Origin of the sequence: Rhodococcus sp. BL-253-APC-6A1W (genome assembly GCF_012843405.1) — a bacterium.
Lineage (GTDB): Bacteria > Actinomycetota > Actinomycetes > Mycobacteriales > Mycobacteriaceae > Rhodococcus.
This window is the reverse complement of the sequence record NZ_JABAFB010000002.1, coordinates 126,278-142,641: the sequence shown is the minus strand read 5'-3', so window position 1 is coordinate 142,641 and position 16,364 is coordinate 126,278. Positions and strand designations below refer to the sequence as shown.

The 16,364-nt window shown below is 69.4% G+C and carries 12 protein-coding genes; 3 read left to right on the top strand and 9 right to left on the bottom strand.

The window, feature by feature from the left end; translation table 11 throughout:
• Positions 1 to 1,740: an NTP transferase domain-containing protein gene (locus HF877_RS03190; RefSeq protein WP_169619740.1), complete on the bottom strand. Its 1,740-nt coding sequence runs from the start codon at positions 1,738 to 1,740 to the stop codon at positions 1 to 3.
• Positions 1,741 to 1,802: 62 nt separating this feature from the next.
• Positions 1,803 to 2,261 carry a MarR family transcriptional regulator gene (locus HF877_RS03185; RefSeq protein ID WP_169619739.1) on the bottom strand — a complete coding sequence of 153 codons (459 nt, stop codon included), beginning with the start codon at positions 2,259 to 2,261 and terminating at the stop codon, positions 1,803 to 1,805.
• Between the two features lie 64 nt (positions 2,262 to 2,325).
• On the opposite strand from HF877_RS03185, the gene HF877_RS03180 reads away from it, so the two are divergent.
• The gene (locus HF877_RS03180) at positions 2,326 to 3,579 is read left to right on the top strand and encodes a multidrug effflux MFS transporter (RefSeq protein ID WP_169619738.1); all 1,254 of its coding nucleotides are present in this window, start codon (positions 2,326 to 2,328) and stop codon (positions 3,577 to 3,579) included.
• A 64-nt stretch (positions 3,580 to 3,643) separates the two neighbouring features.
• Here the strand turns inward: HF877_RS03180 and HF877_RS03175 are convergent, their stop codons facing one another.
• From HF877_RS03175 to HF877_RS03150, 6 genes are all read right to left on the bottom strand, one after another.
• Positions 3,644 to 3,949 (bottom strand): MGMT family protein, encoded by a 306-nt coding sequence (locus HF877_RS03175; protein ID WP_169619737.1) that lies wholly within the window; start codon positions 3,947 to 3,949, stop codon positions 3,644 to 3,646.
• Complete coding sequence (locus HF877_RS03170) at positions 3,950 to 4,735, bottom strand: alpha/beta fold hydrolase (RefSeq protein WP_169619736.1); 786 nt, start codon at positions 4,733 to 4,735, stop codon at positions 3,950 to 3,952. It lies immediately after the preceding gene.
• A 21-nt stretch (positions 4,736 to 4,756) separates the two neighbouring features.
• Positions 4,757 to 5,515: an ATP-binding cassette domain-containing protein gene (locus HF877_RS03165; protein ID WP_169619735.1), complete on the bottom strand. Its 759-nt coding sequence runs from the start codon at positions 5,513 to 5,515 to the stop codon at positions 4,757 to 4,759.
• Positions 5,512 to 6,570: an iron chelate uptake ABC transporter family permease subunit gene (locus tag HF877_RS03160; protein WP_240951956.1), complete on the bottom strand. Its 1,059-nt coding sequence runs from the start codon at positions 6,568 to 6,570 to the stop codon at positions 5,512 to 5,514. Before HF877_RS03160 ends, HF877_RS03165 begins: the two co-directional genes overlap by 4 nt.
• Complete coding sequence (locus HF877_RS03155) at positions 6,563 to 7,543, bottom strand: iron chelate uptake ABC transporter family permease subunit (RefSeq protein WP_169619734.1); 981 nt, start codon at positions 7,541 to 7,543, stop codon at positions 6,563 to 6,565. Before HF877_RS03155 ends, HF877_RS03160 begins: the two co-directional genes overlap by 8 nt.
• Before the next feature lie 76 nt (positions 7,544 to 7,619).
• Entirely contained in the window at positions 7,620 to 8,612 is a 993-nt protein-coding gene (locus tag HF877_RS03150) for an ABC transporter substrate-binding protein (protein WP_169619733.1), read from the bottom strand.
• 167 nt (positions 8,613 to 8,779) lie between these two features.
• Here HF877_RS03150 and HF877_RS03145 point away from each other — a divergent pair, with 167 nt between their 5' ends.
• Positions 8,780 to 12,130: an ATP-dependent DNA helicase gene (locus tag HF877_RS03145; protein ID WP_169619732.1), complete on the top strand. Its 3,351-nt coding sequence runs from the start codon at positions 8,780 to 8,782 to the stop codon at positions 12,128 to 12,130.
• Positions 12,127 to 15,525 (top strand): UvrD-helicase domain-containing protein, encoded by a 3,399-nt coding sequence (locus HF877_RS03140; protein ID WP_169619731.1) that lies wholly within the window; start codon positions 12,127 to 12,129, stop codon positions 15,523 to 15,525. The genes HF877_RS03145 and HF877_RS03140 overlap by 4 nt, the downstream gene beginning before the upstream one ends.
• Here HF877_RS03140 and HF877_RS03135 read toward each other — a convergent pair.
• A complete protein-coding gene (locus tag HF877_RS03135; protein WP_169619730.1) occupies positions 15,522 to 16,274 on the bottom strand; it encodes a MerR family transcriptional regulator in 753 nt (250 codons plus the stop codon). The genes HF877_RS03140 and HF877_RS03135 overlap by 4 nt on opposite strands.
• Positions 16,275 to 16,364: the final 90 nt, after the last annotated feature.

Genomic DNA, 16,364 nt, shown 5'->3' with positions numbered 1-16,364 from the left:
TCAGCGGGGGAGCGGCAGCAACTCCACGACATCTCCGTCGGAGCACCGGGGCGGCACCAGCGCTATCGCGGTGCGGCCGATCAGGCCGGCGAGGTGGGCGGTGCGGATCGCGTTGTCGCACAACCACTGTCCATCCTCACGCTGGCGAGCGGGTAACAGGCGTGTGCGATCGCCCTCCACCTCCGACGCGTTCGCCAGAGGGCCGACCAGGCGTGACGGCGGCGTGCGGCCGGTACGGCCGTCGACGACGGCCGGAAGCATCACCAGCAGCGTCGACAACGCCGCAACCGGGTTTCCCGGCAGGCCCAGCACCGCGCGGCCGTCGGGCAGCACGGCGGCGACCTGGGAACCGCCGGGCTTGCACCGCACACGTTCGACGACGATGTGCGCACCTGCCCGGTCCAGAGCGCCGCGCAGCTGATCCGCGGCGCCGCCGCCCGTAGCCCCCACGATCACGAGCACGTCGACGTCCTGTGTGCCTGCGAAGAGGGCCTCGAACCCGCCGGGGCTGTCGTGCAACAGCGTCTCACCGACCGGTTCGGCGCCACACCACCGGACGAAACGGGGGAGCACAGGGCCCAGAGAATCCCGGGTCCGGCCCTCGAGCAGCGGACCGTGGCGCACGATCTCGTCGCCACTGATGACGAGGTGCACCCGGAGCGGGCCCCGGACGTCGATCTCGGCGACCTCGCCGCTCAGTGCCGCGGACAGGACGGCGGGGGTGACGGTCTCGCCGCTTTCGGCGAGCACGAACCCGGCATCCCAGTCTTCGCCCCGGCGACGGGTGTCGTCACGCACCGGGCACTCCGGAAGCCGGTGCACCACACCGTTGTCCACGCGGACGAACTCGTCGCGGACCGCCGCGGTGGCACCGGCCGGGAGATGGGCGCCGGTCGCGATCCGGACAGCCTCTCCGTCGGCGAGCGTGAACACTGCGGGATCACCCGCGCGGCGGACCTCGGGACGCAGGGCCCACGGTCCGTCACCTGCAACGGCGTACCCGTCCATCGCGGACGTCGGCAGGGGCGGCAGGGCCGCTTCGGCAACGAGCGGGGCGGCGAGTGTCGCGCCCTCCGCCGCGCCGACGGGTATCCGTCGAGCGTCCAGCGGGAGCAAGGCCTGACGCACCAGCGACCGTGCGTCGTCCGGGCCGGATGCGACGCGTCCCGGGGCGTGGGCGACGCGCGCACGGTGCAGATCTGCCGGAGTGTCGCAGTCGGCGGTGCCCGTCACGGTGACCGAGGCGTACCGGTCGGGGAGCAGAGCCTTCATCGGCCGGTCGGCCACCTCCTCGCCGAGATGCGCGAGGCGTGCAGAGAGCGCGGGGCCTCGCCACACCGCGAGCAGGTACTGCGTCCTGCCCTCGTCGTCCACCGCAAAGGCGGCATCCGCGGACAGATCGGCGTCGAGGGCCGCGATCAGTGTTGCCACGGTGGCGGCGGTGACGAAGGGCAGGTCCGCCGCCAGCGTCACCACGACGTCGGCCACAGGGCTTGCGGCGGCGAGCGCCGCGACGGGCCCGGCGCCGGCCGGGTGTTCCTGGACCTGGATGATCGCGGGGTCGAGGTCGTCGCGCCGGGGGCCCACCACCGTGATCCGCGCACACCCGGTGACGGAGGCGAGGGCGGTGTCGAGGAGGCGCCGCCCCCCGACCGCCAGGGCGGGTTTGTCGACGCCTCCCATCCGGGTCGCGCGGCCGCCCGCGACGATCACTGCCTCCACGTCGGTCAGTGCACTCATATCCTCATGCTGCCCCATGACGCCGCAGCTTTCGCAGGGGCCGGTGTCCTGCCGAATGTCGATCAGTAGTTCTTGGGCATCGAGCCGAGTCGGGCGAGCAGAGGCGCGGCCTCGATCAGGGTGTGCGCTTCCTCGGGGCTCAGTGTGGTGAGCAGATCGCGTATGCCCCGTGCCCACATGGCGTCGATCAGCGCGTTGTTGCGCCGGGCCAGGTCGGTCTGGTGAATCCGGTGCGATCGCCCGTCGTTCGGATCGGCGCGTCGCTCGAGCAGTCCCCGATCGACGAGGCGGCTGACGGTGGTGCTGACGTTGCTGTTCTGCAGGTCGAGCGCGCGCGCGATCTCCGAAATCGAACTGCCGGGGCGCTCGGCAACCGCGCGCAGGACCTCGATCTCGGAGTTCGGCATGGCCGACAGGCCCGCCTCGCGCTCGCCGAATCTCCGGAGCGCCCACACCAGCGAACGAGAGGTCCGGGCGAGGCTGTCGACGTCGCTGTCGCTTACGTCCCGTGGATTCACCATGCTACGATACTAGCTCTTAAATGTATATATACATTTAAATATACATCGGCAATGAAAGGCACGTATGCCCCAGCATGACTCCGCGACCACCCAGGCGCCGGATCTCCCCGAGAGCACCGAGACCGGTGACGACACCGGCGGCACGCCGTTCTCGGCGAAGTTGATCGCGGTCCTGGCTCTCCTCGCGGCAGTGGCGCCGCTGGCGATCGACATGTACCTCCCGGCCTTTCCGGAAATGGCCGAGGAATTCGACACGAGCGCGTCGGCGATTCAGCTGACCCTCACGACATTCCTGCTCGGAATGGCCATCGGCCAGCTCGTCTTCGGCCCCTTGTCCGACCGGTTCGGCCGCCGCCCGCTCCTGCTCGTCGGCACCCTCGCGTGCGCGGTGTTCAGTGCCGCGAGTGCGCTCGCGCCCACCATCGAATTGCTCGCGGGCGCGCGGTTCGTGCAGGGCTTCGCCGGTGCGGCGGGCATCGTGCTCGGCCGCGCCGTCATCGCCGACCGGGCCGAGGGCGTCGCGGCTGCCAAGCTGTTCAGCCTGCTCGTCGTCATCAACGCGGTAGCTCCGATCATCGCGCCTCTCGTCGGCGGTGTGATCGTCACGAACGTCGGCTGGCGTGCCGTCTACTGGGTGCTCGCCGGCTTGTCCGTCCTCATGTTCCTGGCCGTGCTGCTTCTGGTGGCCGAGACCCATCCCGTCGAGCGCCGCACCCAAGGCGGCGCCACCGCGATGCTGCGGGATGCCCGGGAAGTACTCCGGAACCGCCGGTACGTCGGATACACACTCGCGTACGCCTTCGCCTTCGGTGTGATGTTCGCGTACATCTCCGCGTCGCCGTTCGTGCTGCAGAACGTCCACGGCATGTCCACCGGCTGGTACACGGTGGCGTTCACCGCCAACGCGATAGGTCTCGTGATCGGCAGTATCGCGAACGACAACATCGTCCGCCGGATCGGCTCCGGCCGAACGTTGCGGATCGGCCTCACGATCCTGGCGTCCATGTCTGTCCTGATGCTCATCAACAGCCTTGCCGGACCGGCGATGTGGGTGACGCTGATCCTGCTGTGGTGCACGATGAGCAGCCTCGGACTCATCATCGCGAACGCCACCACCTTGGCCCTGGGCCAGGCGCAGCGCGCGGCGGGCACCGGCTCGGCGTTGCTCGGTGCGCTCCAGTTCCTGCTCGCGGCAGCGATCGCCCCGCTCGTCGGAATCGGCGGAGAGGACACCGCGGTGCCCATGGCGGTGGCGATGGTCGTCAGCGGCGTCATCGCGTTGGGTGCGATGGCGTTGGCCAGGCCCGAACGCGCCTGAGCACCAGCGAATCACGCACCTCGCCGGTGGGTCCGGATGGCCGGACCGACCGGCGAGGTCGTTGTCACGGGGCGGGGAAGAGGTGGCGTGCCTGCGCCAGATCCACTCGGTCTCCGCGGATCGGTGTGCCTTCGAGCGCCAGCCGGGCCAGTTGCCGGTAGGCGAGGTGCGCGGCAGGTCTGCCGGACGCCGGCACCACGCGATGCCACGGCAGGTCGGCGGTATCGGTACGCATGATCCAGCCGACCGTACGCGGGCTGGAAAGCTCTGCGGCATCGGCGATGTCGCCGTAGGTGGCCACGCGCCCCTCCGGGATGGACGCGACGAGAGCGCGCACCTTTTCGATCTGGTCGTCGGTGGTCGCGGCCATCTACAGCACCCGGGAGATGAGGTCGGCGGTCTCGGCGGGGCGGGCCTGCTCGATCATGTGATCGCAGTCGATCTCGACCTCGGTCAGGTTCGATCCGAGCCGTTCGGCGAGGGCGGCGCGGAACTCGGGCGAGGTGTATCCGGGCTGGACTTTTCCGGCCCGCGCGAACACCGTCCGGATGTGAGCGGGGGGCAACACGTAGTCCCGGGCGAGTTCGCTCCACGACGTCACCGTCGCGGCCACGCACACCCGCCAGGCGACGCGCCCCGAATCGAGCGCCACCAGATGCTCGTCGACCTCCGCGTCGAGCAGTTCCGGATCGACTTCGGCCCAGTCGGCGCCGACTTTCTCGGCACGCGCCTCCGCCTCGTCGGTGTAGTCCGGGTAGCGGGCAGTCGAGTCGGCGACCTCGAGCATCCGCTCCGGTGGCAACGCAATCGCCGGATCGAGCAGGACGAGCGCTCGCACGCGTTCCGGTGCCGTGGCGGCGAGATGCAGCGCCAGGGCGCCCCCGAAGGAGTGACCCACCACGGTCACCGGACCGGAGGCATGCGTGTCGAGCACGCGGAGCAGGTCGTCGACGTGGCGCTCGAACGTCCAGGGAGGTGTCCACGGCGATCGGCCGTGACCGCGAAGGTCGGGTGCGAGGAACCGGGCGTGGGGGAGATGACTCTCCGCGAGGTGCCGCCAGCGCCGGCCGTGACCCGTGAGCCCGTGCAGAGCAAGGATCTGCGGCCCGTCGGCGGGGCCGAACAGGTGGGTGCGGAGGGTCTCGGCAGCGTTCACGCGACCACTATCGCAGCACGGCTACCGGTAGTAGACGGCCAGCGGGCCGTTGGGGCCGTCCACGCAGGTCACCGGGGTGTCGAACACGCGGGTGAGCGTGTCGTCGACCACGATCTCCTGCGGGGTCCCGAACTCGACGACGCGCCCGTTCTTCACCGCGCAGATCCGGTCCGCGTAGTGCGCGGCAAAGTTGATGTCGTGCAGGACGATGACCACCGTCCTCCCGAGTTCGTCGGCGGCACGGCGCAGGTGCTGCATCATCAGGACCGAATGCCGCATGTCGAGATTGTTGAGCGGCTCGTCGAGAAGGACGTAGTCGGTGTCCTGGCACAGCACCATCGCGACGTAGGCGCGCTGGCGCTGCCCGCCGGAGAGCTGATCGAGATAGCGGTTCTCGAGCGGGCCGAGGTCGAAGAACTCGATCGCGCGGCTGATGATCTCCTGATCCTGCCGGGTGATGCGGCCCTTCGAATGCGGGAACCGGCCGAAGCCCACGAGCTGACGCACCGTCAGCCGGGTGACGAAGTGGTTCTCCTGACGCAGGATCGAGACGATCTTCGCGAGGTCTTTCGACGGGGTGCGGGCGATGTCGTATCCGGCGATCTCGATCGAACCGGAATCCGCACCGAGCAGCCGGCCGATGATCGTCAGCAGCGTCGACTTGCCGGCTCCGTTGGGCCCGACCAGTGCGGTGATACCGCCCGCCGGAATCTGGAGATCGACGGGGCCGATCGACACCCCGTCACCGTAGTCCTTGCGGACGCCCTTGAGCTCGATCACAGTCTGCCCTTTCGGAGGAGGACGTAGAGGAACACCGATCCGCCGACGGCTTCGATGATGATCGACACCGCGCCCTCGGCGTAGAAGATGTTCTTGAGAACGAAGTAGGCCCCCGTGAGGACGACGAACCCGGTCAGCACCGCGACGGGAAACACGTATCGGTGGTCGTAGGTGTTCGCGAACTGGTACGCGAGGGTGGCCACGAGAAAGCCCAGGAAGGTCATCGGTCCGATGAGGGCGGTGGAGACGGCCATCAGGACCGACACGAGGAACAGCACGATCATGATCTCGCGGCGGTGATTCAGGCCGAGGTTGGTGGTGATGTCGCGTCCCAGCGCCACCAGGTTGAGTTTCCGTGCACGCCACCACAGTGCGGCGGCAGCGGCTAGACACAGGGGAATCGCGACGGGGAGGTAGGAGGCGTCCGCGTTGGACACGGACCCGAACAACCGCGCGGTGAGGATGTCGAATTCGCTCGGGGTGAGCAGTCGCTGCATGAAGGTCGAGACGGAGCCGAGCCCACCGCCGAGGATGATCCCGACGAGCAGCATCACCTGCAGGTTGCCGTACTTACCCGACAGCAACCACCCGTAGAGCACGAGCGAGAAGAAGACCATCAGCGCGATCTGCAGGAGGAACTGCGGAGTTCCTTGCAGTGCAACGACTCCGACGGCACCCAGAAAGTACACCGCGGCGGTGGAGATCGCGACGTACAGTGCCTCGAATCCCATGATCGACGGTGTGATGATCCGGTTGTTCGTCGCCGTCTGGAACGCGACGGTGGCGGTGGCCTGGCACACCACGACGATTGCGATGACGACAAGGCTGGTCGCCCGCATCTCCGTGATCCGCCAGAAGCCGGAACTCCCGAACGGCATCGGGTTGTTCCATACCAGCGTTCCCACCGCGAAGAAGCACGCGAGCAGCGACAGGCCGGCGAGCAGAATCCAGTAGCGCCGGCGCGCCTTCGGGTTCGGAAAGACGTCCGACGCGGGAAGTTCCGCCGGCGGTGCCGCGACCGCCGGTTCCGCGCTGACGGGCATGGTTTCAGGCATGACGACGGCTCCGCAGCAGTAGAGCGATGAACACGACGGCGCCGACCACGCCGAGGATGAGCGAGACGGGGACCTCGAACGGGGCGATGATCGTCCGCCCGATGAGGTCGCACACCGTCACGATCGCGATGCCCAGCAAGCAGACCCAGGGCAGATTGCTGCGCAGGTCGTCGCCGCGGAACATGGAGACGATGTTCGGGACGATGAGGCCGATGAACGGCAGATTTCCCACGACGACGGTCACGACGCCGGTGGCCACAGCGATGAGGCCGGTGCCCAGGAAGATGATCCGGGTGTAGTTGAGCCCGACGTTCGTCGCCACGTCTTCGCCCAGGCCGGCCACCGTGAGGCGGTCCGCGACCAGGAACACCGCGACCGCAACCGCGGCGACGATCCAGAGCACCTCGTACTGTCCCCGCAGGACGGAGGTGAAGCTTCCGGCGAACCACACGCCCAAGCTCTGGAGCATGTCGGTGGCCAGGGCGAGGTACGTCGTGATCGAGCCGACGACGGCGCCGAGCATGATGCCGACGATCGGCACGATGAGGGACGAGGACAGCGAGACGCGGCGGAGGAACAGGAAGAAGATCATCGTGCCGACGAAGGCGGCGGCGATCGCCCCGATCATCCGCGGCACGAGTCCGGATCCGGGCAGGAGGATCATCATCAGGATGAGGCCGAGGCCCGCCCACTCCGTCGTGCCGGCGGTGGTCGGCTCGACGAACCGGTTCTGGGTGAGCAACTGCATCACCAGCCCCGACATCGCCATTGCCGCGCCCGCCAGAACCAGCGCGATCGTCCGGGGGATGCGGGTGATCTCGAACATCTCCCAGCCCTGTTCGCCGCCGAAGATGTCGTACACCCCGGTGAACAGCGACATGGTCAGCAGGACACAGACTCCGAGGATTCCCAGGAGGAGTTTCCAGTCGAACAACCGGCCCTTGCGGGTCGGGGAAACCGTCGTTGTGCTCATCGATGCTGCTGTCTTCCGTGAGGCATTCATGCCTGGGCCCGCGGGACGAACCCGCGGGCGCCAGGAGTGACGAAGATCAGGACTTCTGCTGCTCGAGCAGGTCCGCGAGGGAGTTGAAGAACTCCGTGTACGTCTGGATGCTCTCGTTGGTGTAGGTATCGGTCGGCAGGAAGATCACCTTGCCGTCCTTGACGGCGGTGACGGACTTCAGCGCTTCGGTGTTCTCGATGATGTTCGCCGCCGGGACGAATCCCTCGCCGCCACCGTTGGCGGTTCCCGCGTCACGGTCCATCACGATGATCAGGTCGGGGTTGGAGGCTGCGACGGCCTCGACCGAGATGTCGTCGCCCTGGTGGTTGTCGGAGCTCTCGGGCACCTCGAGCGACGGGGTGAAACCGAAGATGTCGAACATCGGGCCGATCGTGCGGCCGGTGCTCGGCGCGACGTAGCCGATTTCGCCGCCGGAGGTGATCAAGCCCATCACGGACGTGTCGGGGGAGTAGGCGGCTTTCACGCGCGCGATCGAGGCGTCGAACGCGTCGTTGAGGGCCTGGGCTTCGGCCTGCTTGCCGAAGATCTCGCCGAGAACGGTGGTGCCGCGCTTGAGCTCGGCGTCGAACGGCTGGTCGTCGCGCGGAGTGACCTCGACGATGGCGGCGTCGGGCGCGAGGCGCTCGAAGTCCCCGCGGAACTGCGCGAACCGGCCGCCGTTGATGATGAGGTCGGGCTCGGCCGCGACAACCGCCTCGAGGTTCGGCTCGCGGTGGGTGCCGAGGTCGACGACGTCGCTGTCCTGCTTGTACCCGATCGTGCTCGGCATCAGGCTCACGGCGCCGGCCGACAGGTCCACGCCCCACGAGTCGAGCGTCTCGAACGTGCTGTTGTCCGTCGCCACCACGGACTTCGGCGGAGTCGTCACGGTCTGCTCGCCGAAGTTGTCCTCGATCGCGACCGTCTGGGCTGCCGCGGTGGTGTCGGCGTCGTCGGTCGTGGAGGTGGAGCACCCGGCCAGGGCGATGACGGCCAGGGCGCCGATTGCGGCGCGCCGGTAGTTACGGATGGCGTTCATAGCTGTGATCCTCGTTCTGCGTCGACAGTCGGCGGCGTGGTGCCGCAGCCGAGCAGAGCTTAACCTAGCCTTACCTACCCGTTGCTTCCGGCCGCTAACGATTCTTCGGGCAGGGAGACGGCAGATGCCACCGGCCGGTTGTCGGGGGGTTCTGGTGGGATGTCGATATGCCCGACCTCGACCTCCGTGCGCCCGACCGCTCGCGACGACCTGCCGCGCGACTGGTCCGGCGACCGGATGTCGCACCGGCCGCCAGGACGTGGCCCGACGATGTGCGGGCAGTGTTCGCCGACGCACCGCCCGCCCCGCGATGGCGCCCCTGGCAGGTGCTCGGCGGGCCCGGTACCGGCAAAACGTCGCTGCTGGTCGACCTGGTGGTACATCGCATCTCCTCCGGGGTCGACCCCGAGTCCGTCCTCGTACTCACCCACTCCCGTCGCGCCGCGACAACGCTGCGCGAGGCGATCACCGCCGGGCTGCTGGGTGCCGGTGCACGCGCCACCCGAGAACCGCTGGTCCGCACCGTCCACTCGTACGCGTTCGCGGTATTGCGCTTACAGGCAACTGCGCACGGCAACCCGCCGCCGCGACTGATCACCGGCGCCGAACAGGACGCGGTCCTACGCGAACTGCTCCGTGGCGACATCGACGACGGTGCCACCGGGTGGCCCGAGCGACTCCGCCCCGCCCTCGGTATGACCGGATTCGCCGTCGAACTCCGCGATCTGATGCTGCGTGCCAGCGAGCGCGGGCTCGGTCCCGAAGACCTCGTCGCACTGGGCGAGCGGCGTGATCGCCCCGAGTGGGTCGCGGCCGGGCGATTCGCGCAGCGGTACGAGCAGGTCATGCTGCTGCGCGGCGCCGTCGGTCTCGAAGCACCCGAAGCGACCGCGCCCGCGCTCGACGCGGCAGAACTCGTCGGGGCGGCGCTTGCCGCCTTCGCGACCGACCCCGACCTGCTCGCGTCCGAGCGCAACCGGATCCGTCACCTGCTCGTCGACGATGCGCAGCACCTCGACCCGCAGGCGGCTCACCTCGTGCGGGTGATCGGCACCGGTACCCGGACGAGCACCGTCGCGGGCGACCCCGACCAGAGCGTGTTCGGTTTCCGTGGCGCCGATCCCACCTTTCTCGAACGGTTGGCCGACGACGATCCGTCCCGCCGCATCGTGCTCGGTACCAATTACCGGGCCGCGCCCGCGGTAGCGGCGGTGACCCACCGCATCGCGCGCAGAGTGCCCGGGCTGCCTCCGCATCGCGGCGCCGCCTCACCCGATGGCACCTCGCCCGATGGCATCTCACCCGAGGCCGCAACCGAACCCGGCTCGGTGCGGGTGGTGGTGCAGCCGTCGCAGGCGAAGGAAGCCGCGCTCGTCGCCGACACCCTGCGCCGCGCCCACCTCGTCGACGGAGTGCCCTGGTCCCGCATGGCGATCGTCGTCCGATCGGTGCCGCGAGTCCTCGCACCGCTGCGACGCGCGCTGCTCGCCGCCGGCGTCCCCATGACCACCGCGGCCTCCGAGTTGCCTCTCGCCCGGCAGCACAGCGTGGCAGGTCTGCTGCTCGTGCTGCGGGCAGTGTCCGGTCGCCGGTTCGGCGGCGAGGAGGCGCTGGCGCTGCTGTCGGGTCCGGTCGGCGGTGCCGAACCCGTCGCCCTGCGTCGTCTGCGGCGAGGTCTGCGCCGCGTCGAATTGGCGTCCGGGCGCGACCGCGACTCTGCGGAACTGCTGCGTCTGCTGCTCACCGACGGCGACGGCGGTGACCACGGTGACAAGGGCGGCGAGACCGCTCACCTCGTCCGCGGCCTGACCGAGGTGGAGTCCGCGCCGCTGCGAAAGGTTCTCGGCGTGCTGCGCAAAGCCCGCTCCGCGGCCCTGCGGGGCGGCGGACTCGAGGACGTGCTGTGGGAGGCCTGGCAAGCCACCGGTCTCGAACGACGCTGGGCCGCCGCGTCGGCCCGCGGCGGACCGGTCGGCGCGCAGGCCGACCGCGACCTCGACGCTGTCGTGGCATTGTTCGACGCCGCCGCCGACTACGTCGACCGCCTACCCCGCGCGCAGATCGCAGGATTCGTGGATTACCTGACCGAGCAGGAGATTCCCGGCACCGTGCGCACGCGGTTGGTCGCCGAGACCGAAGCGGTGACGGTGGTCAGCGCGCATTCCGCCGCCGGGCGCGAATGGGATGTCGTCGTGGTCGCCGGTGTGCAGGAAGGCTTGTGGCCGAGTCTGCGGGCGCGGGGCACCCTGCTCGGCATCGAATCGCTCATCGATGCGGTGTCGGGTGCCGACGGTGGCGAGCATGCGTCGGTGCGGTTGTCGCGCATGGCACCACTGCTCGCCGACGAGCGCAGGCTGTTCCTCGTCGCCTGCAGCCGAGCCCGCACACACCTGCTGGTCACCGCGGTCGACTCGGTGAGCGGCGATACCGAACTCGTACGTTCGCGGTTCGTCGACGAACTGCTCGGCGGCGACGATCCCGACGCCGTGCCCGACTCCGAGATGCCCGAAGAGGTGCGCATCCGGGTGCTCGCGTTGCCCGCGCTCGTCGCCGAGCTGCGCAGCGTGGTGTGCGATCCGCTGGTTGCCGAACACGAACCGGAGCGGCAGCGCACGGCGGCCGCGCAACTGGCCCGGCTCGCCCGCGCGGGCGTGCGCGGTGCCCACCCCGACGAGTGGTACGGCACTTCCGATCCCAGCACCGCGGCGCCGTTGTGGGATCCCGGCGACGACGCGGTCCGGTTGTCGCCGTCCACCGTCGAACAACTCGTCACCTGCCCGCTGCGATGGATGTTCGAGCGGCACGGAGGTGCCGACGGCGAGAACAGTCACGCCGTCACCGGCACGCTCGTCCACACGCTCGTGCAGGCCCTCGCCGGCCGTATCCCACCCGAGCGCATCGATCAGGCTCTCGAAAAAGCCTGGGATTCAGTCGATTTGGGGTCCGAGTGGTATGCGAAACGTGAACTCGAACGCACCCGCCGCATGCTCGACACGTTCTCGACCTGGCTGCAGGGCACGCGCAACGACCTCACCGAGATCGGCGTCGAGGTCAGTGTCGACGGAATACTCGAACCCCCCTCCGACGACCTGCCGCGCGTGCGGCTGAAAGGTCGCATCGACCGGCTCGAACGCGACCCCGATGGGCGGCCCGTCGTCGTCGACGTCAAGACCGCGAAGAATCCCGTGTCCAAGGACGCCGCGCGCGACCACGCACAGCTCGCCGCGTACCAGGTGGCGGCTGCTGCCGGAGCGATCGAAGGGGAACCGGCGTCGTCGCCCGGCGGTGCCCGGCTGGTGTTCGTGGCCAAACCTCACAACAAGGAAGGCGCGACCCAGCGTTTACAGCCGCCCCTCGACGAAGAGGGCCTCGCCCACTGGCGCGAGGTGATCCACGAGGCGGCCGCGGCGACGCAGGGACCGCAGTTCCTCGCGCAGGTCAACGACGGCTGCCGGCATTGCCCGGTGCTGTCCAGTTGCCCTGCCCACGACGAAGGAAGGCAGGTGACGGACGGATGACCACCCCCGCAGTGAGTGCCGCCCGGCTGGCCGAGGCGCTCGGACAACATCCACCGACCGCCGAGCAGGCCGCCGTCATCGAAGCGCCCATGGGGCCCGTGCTCGTCGTGGCGGGTGCCGGAGCAGGCAAGACGGAGACGATGGCCGCACGGGTGGTGTGGCTCGTCGCCAACGGGCTTGTCGAACCGGAACAGGTGCTGGGCCTCACCTTCACGCGCAAGGCCGCCCAACAGCTCACCGCCCGCATCCGAACCCGTCTCGCGAAACTCGCAGGCTCGGCCCTGATCCGGGATCTGGACCCGGAGGGAGGCCTGCGCGCCCGCATCCTCGCCGGTGAGCCCGAGGTGGGTACCTACCACGCGTACGCCGGCCGGTTGCTCGGCGAGCACGGCTTGCTGCTGCCGATCGAACCGACGGCAACGCTCCTGTCGGAAACGGAATTGTGGCAGGTCGCCCACCGGGTCGTCAGTGCGTGGGACGGCGAACTCGATACCGACCGCAGCCCGGCGTCGGTGACGGAGGCGGTGCTCGCGCTGTCCGGCCAGCTCGCCGAACATCTCGTCGAGCCGGAAGACCTTCGCGAGGCGCACACCGAACTCGACAAGCTGATCCATACGCTGCCGGCAGGGCCGGGCCAGCGCGGCGGACCGTCGAAAACGCTTCTCGGATACCTGGAGACACAGCACGACCGGTTGCAGTTGCTCCCGCTCGTCCAGCGACTGTCCGACACCCTCCGCAGGGAAGGCGCCCTGGACTTCGGCAGTCAGATGTCGCTCGCCGCGCGGGTCGCCCGCGATCATTACGAAGTGGGCGCCGGGGAACGCGAACGGTTCCGGGCCGTGCTGCTCGACGAATACCAGGACACCGGTCACTCGCAGCGCGTGCTGCTCGGATCGCTGTTCGGAGGTGCTCAGGACCCGAATCTCGCGGTCACCGCCGTGGGCGACCCGATGCAGTCGATCTACGGCTGGCGCGGCGCCTCGGCGGCGAACCTCCCGCGATTCGCCACCGACTTCGCGTTGCCGGGCGGGCGTCCCGCGCCCACCCTCGAACTGCTGACCAGCTGGCGCAATCCTCCCGAAGCCCTGGACCTCGCGAACGTCTCGTCCGAACCCCTGCGCGATCGTGGCGTGGCGGTCAGCCGCCTGCGGCCCCGGCCCGACGCCGTGCCCGGCGACGTGCGGTTGGCGCTGCACACCGACATCGACGCCGAGCGCAACTGGGTCGCCGACCGCATCGCCGCGGAGTACGCAGCCGCGCGCGAGGCCGGAAAACCACCGCCGAGTGCGGCGGTGCTGGTGCGGCGCAACGCCGACGCCGCCCCGATCGCCGAAGCCCTGCGTGCCCGCGACCTGCCGGTGGAGGTCGTCGGCATCGGGGGCTTGTTGCACACGCCCGAGGTCGCCGACCTGCTCGCCATGTTGCGGCTCGCGGCCGACCCGCTGGCCGGCAGTGCGGCCGTGCGTGTGCTGACCGGTGCCCGGTGGCAGATCGGCGCGGCCGATCTGAAGGCACTGTGGCGACGCGCCCAGACACTCGCCATCGCCGGTCGCTACGGAGTGGCCGGTGCCGTCACCGACCCCGAGGCGCTCGACGAGGCACTCGATTCCTCGCTGCCCGGCGAATACGCCGACCAGGCGGGCCTGGCAGACGCCATCTCCGATCCGGGTGATCCGGGCCAGTACTCGGAATTCGGGTTCGCGCGCATCACCGCGCTGGCCCGCGAACTCGCCTCGCTGCGTGAGCGTCTCGGCCAGCCGCTCACCGAACTCGTTGCCGAGGTCGAACGGGTCCTCGGAATCGGTATCGAAGCGGAAGCGCGAGTCGGTGGTCGCGGCGGTATCGCCGGCCGTGAGCACCTCGACGCGTTCGCCGATGTGGTGGCGTCGTATGCGGCGCGCACCCACGCGACCCTCGGTGGACTGCTCGGCTACCTCGCGGCCGCGGAGGAGATCGAAAAGGGGCTCGCGCCGGGTGAGGTCGAAGTCGACCCCGAACGGGTGCAGATACTCACCGTCCATTCGGCGAAGGGGCTCGAATGGGAGGTCGTGGCGGTTCCGCACGTCACCGCGGGCGTCTTTCCGTCCTCGTCTGCCGCCGCGACGTGGCTGGGGTCCGTCACCGAATTGCCCCCGCAGCTGCGTGGCGACCGCGCGATGCCGGGCGACGATCCAGGGTCGAGCACCGACGGGGTGCCGGTGCTCGAACTCGACGACATCTTCGATCGCAAGATGCTCGAGAACGCCATCGACCGCCACAAGGGTGCCCTCAAGAGTCGCAAGCTCGACGAGGATCGCCGGTTGTTCTATGTCGCGCTCACCCGCACCGAGCGTGCCCTGTTCGTGTCGGGTCACCACTGGGGCGATACGGGGGCCGAACCGAAGGGCCCGTCCGAGTTCCTCGAGGAGATGCACGAATTGGTCTCGGCGCGAAGCGAACTGGGGACGATCGAGGTGTGGGAGCCGGCACCGGAACCCGGTGCTCGTAACCCCATGACGGAGTCGCCCCGCAGTGCCACCTGGCCTCGCGACCCGCTCGGTTCGCGTCGTGCCGACGTCCAGCGGGGAGCTGCGCTCGTGCTCTCGGCACTCGACGCCGGCGAACCGAATCCGCCCGGCAGCAGCGAGGACGATCCGGACGACTGGGCAGCCGACGTCGATGCGTTGCTCGCCGAACGGGAACAGCGGTTCGAACGGGCCGCCGAGGTGATGCTCCCGGCCCAGCTGTCGGTCAGCCAACTGGTCGACCTCGCGACCGACCCGGAGGCGCTGGCAGCACGTCTGCGTCGTCCGCTGCCGTTCCGGCCGAACCCACTGGCGCGCCGGGGTACCGCCTTCCACGCGTGGCTCGAACGCCGTTTCGGCGCAACGCGTCTGCTCGACCTCGACGAACTTCCCGGCGCCGACGACGAAGGCGGCGACGAATCCCACTTCGAGCGGCTGCAGGAGGCGTTCCTGCGGTCGCCGTGGGCTGCCCGCAACCCGGTCGAGGTGGAAGTCCCGTTCGAGACGTCGCTGGGCGGCACCGTCATCCGTGGTCGCATCGATGCGGTGTTCGAGGATCCCGACGGAGGCTGGACGGTCATCGACTGGAAGACCGGTGCCGAGCCCGACGCGGACGCACTGGCGTCGGTCGGTCTGCAGCTGGCCGCATATCGGCTGGCGTGGGCGCAGCTCATGGCGGCCCGCATCACACGCATCACCGGGCGACCGGCCGAGCCTCCATTGAACAAGGTGCGTGCGGCATTCCATTACGTCCGTACGGGCCGCACCGTCGCACCCGGAGATCTCCCCGGCGCGGCCGCGATGGAACAGCTCGTGCGGGGTGCCGGGGACGACTCTGCCCGGGACGATTCTGCCGGGGATGCCGGACAGCGGGGGGAGCCCGCCTCCTAGCCGGTGTGGGGCGGCGGCGCGCTGTCGGAAGGTGCAGCAGCGCCGGAGGAGGCCGCGGCGTGGTCGAGGAGGGACAGGTAGGCGTCGAGTGTCCCCGCGCCGGCAAGGAGGTCCCGGCTGCGCACAGCCAGCCGCGCCTGCCAGGAGTCGAGGAACCGGCTCAGTGCGTCCGCACCGCCCGCGTCGCGCAGCGATGCGAGGAACCGGGCGACCTGGCGCAGCGGGTAGCCGCCCCGGCGCAACTGTCGTGCGATCTCGGCGTCGTGCACGGACTCGGCACCGAACATGCGGTAACCGGTCGCGCGATCACGTTCGGGCCGGAGGATTCCCTGGGACTCCCACGCCCGCAGCGTCGCCGCGTGAACTCCGAGCCTTCGTGCCAGTTCGCCCACCGTGAGGGGCGCACCCGGGACGGAAGCAGGTGCCGTCGCGGTGAGACCACCGAGAACCGTCGCGACCTCTGTTCGGGTGTCGCGTTCGGCGAGCACCTCGACGTGTGTCGCGTCGATCAGCCGGTAGGCGGACTCGGTGTCGTGCCGATTGACCGCACGCATGATGTCCGTCGCTCGCCGGTGCCCGTGTCCGCGCCGCAACGTGAGGAAGGTCCGCAGAGCCTGCGCGTGAAGAGGGGTGTAATACCGGTAGCCGGCCTCGGTGCGCCCGGTCGGCGGGAAGATGCCCGCATCGTCGTAATTGCGGATCGCCTGTGCGGACAACCCGTGTTCGCGGGCGAGGTCGACGGGCCGCATCGTATTTCCTTTGTTTGAGGCTTGGATCTCCCTGTCGTGGGCCGATAGGAGACAACCTTCACCCGATTCTTCAACGATAGCGTCGAAGGC

What these genes read in the sequence shown, in the direction of transcription:
- HF877_RS03190 (WP_169619740.1), bottom strand. Translation starts at nt 1,740, where the DNA reads ATGAGTGCACTGACCGACGTGGAGGCAGTGATCGTCGCGGGCGGCCGC.
- HF877_RS03185 (WP_169619739.1), bottom strand. Translation starts at nt 2,261, where the DNA reads ATGGTGAATCCACGGGACGTAAGCGACAGCGACGTCGACAGCCTCGCC.
- HF877_RS03180 (WP_169619738.1), top strand. Translation starts at nt 2,326, where the DNA reads ATGCCCCAGCATGACTCCGCGACCACCCAGGCGCCGGATCTCCCCGAG.
- HF877_RS03175 (WP_169619737.1), bottom strand. Translation starts at nt 3,949, where the DNA reads ATGGCCGCGACCACCGACGACCAGATCGAAAAGGTGCGCGCTCTCGTC.
- HF877_RS03160 (WP_240951956.1), bottom strand. Translation starts at nt 6,570, where the DNA reads ATGCCTGAAACCATGCCCGTCAGCGCGGAACCGGCGGTCGCGGCACCG.
- HF877_RS03155 (WP_169619734.1), bottom strand. Translation starts at nt 7,543, where the DNA reads ATGAGCACAACGACGGTTTCCCCGACCCGCAAGGGCCGGTTGTTCGAC.
- HF877_RS03150 (WP_169619733.1), bottom strand. Translation starts at nt 8,612, where the DNA reads ATGAACGCCATCCGTAACTACCGGCGCGCCGCAATCGGCGCCCTGGCC.
- HF877_RS03145 (WP_169619732.1), top strand. Translation starts at nt 8,780, where the DNA reads ATGCCCGACCTCGACCTCCGTGCGCCCGACCGCTCGCGACGACCTGCC.
- HF877_RS03140 (WP_169619731.1), top strand. Translation starts at nt 12,127, where the DNA reads ATGACCACCCCCGCAGTGAGTGCCGCCCGGCTGGCCGAGGCGCTCGGA.
- HF877_RS03135 (WP_169619730.1), bottom strand. Translation starts at nt 16,274, where the DNA reads ATGCGGCCCGTCGACCTCGCCCGCGAACACGGGTTGTCCGCACAGGCG.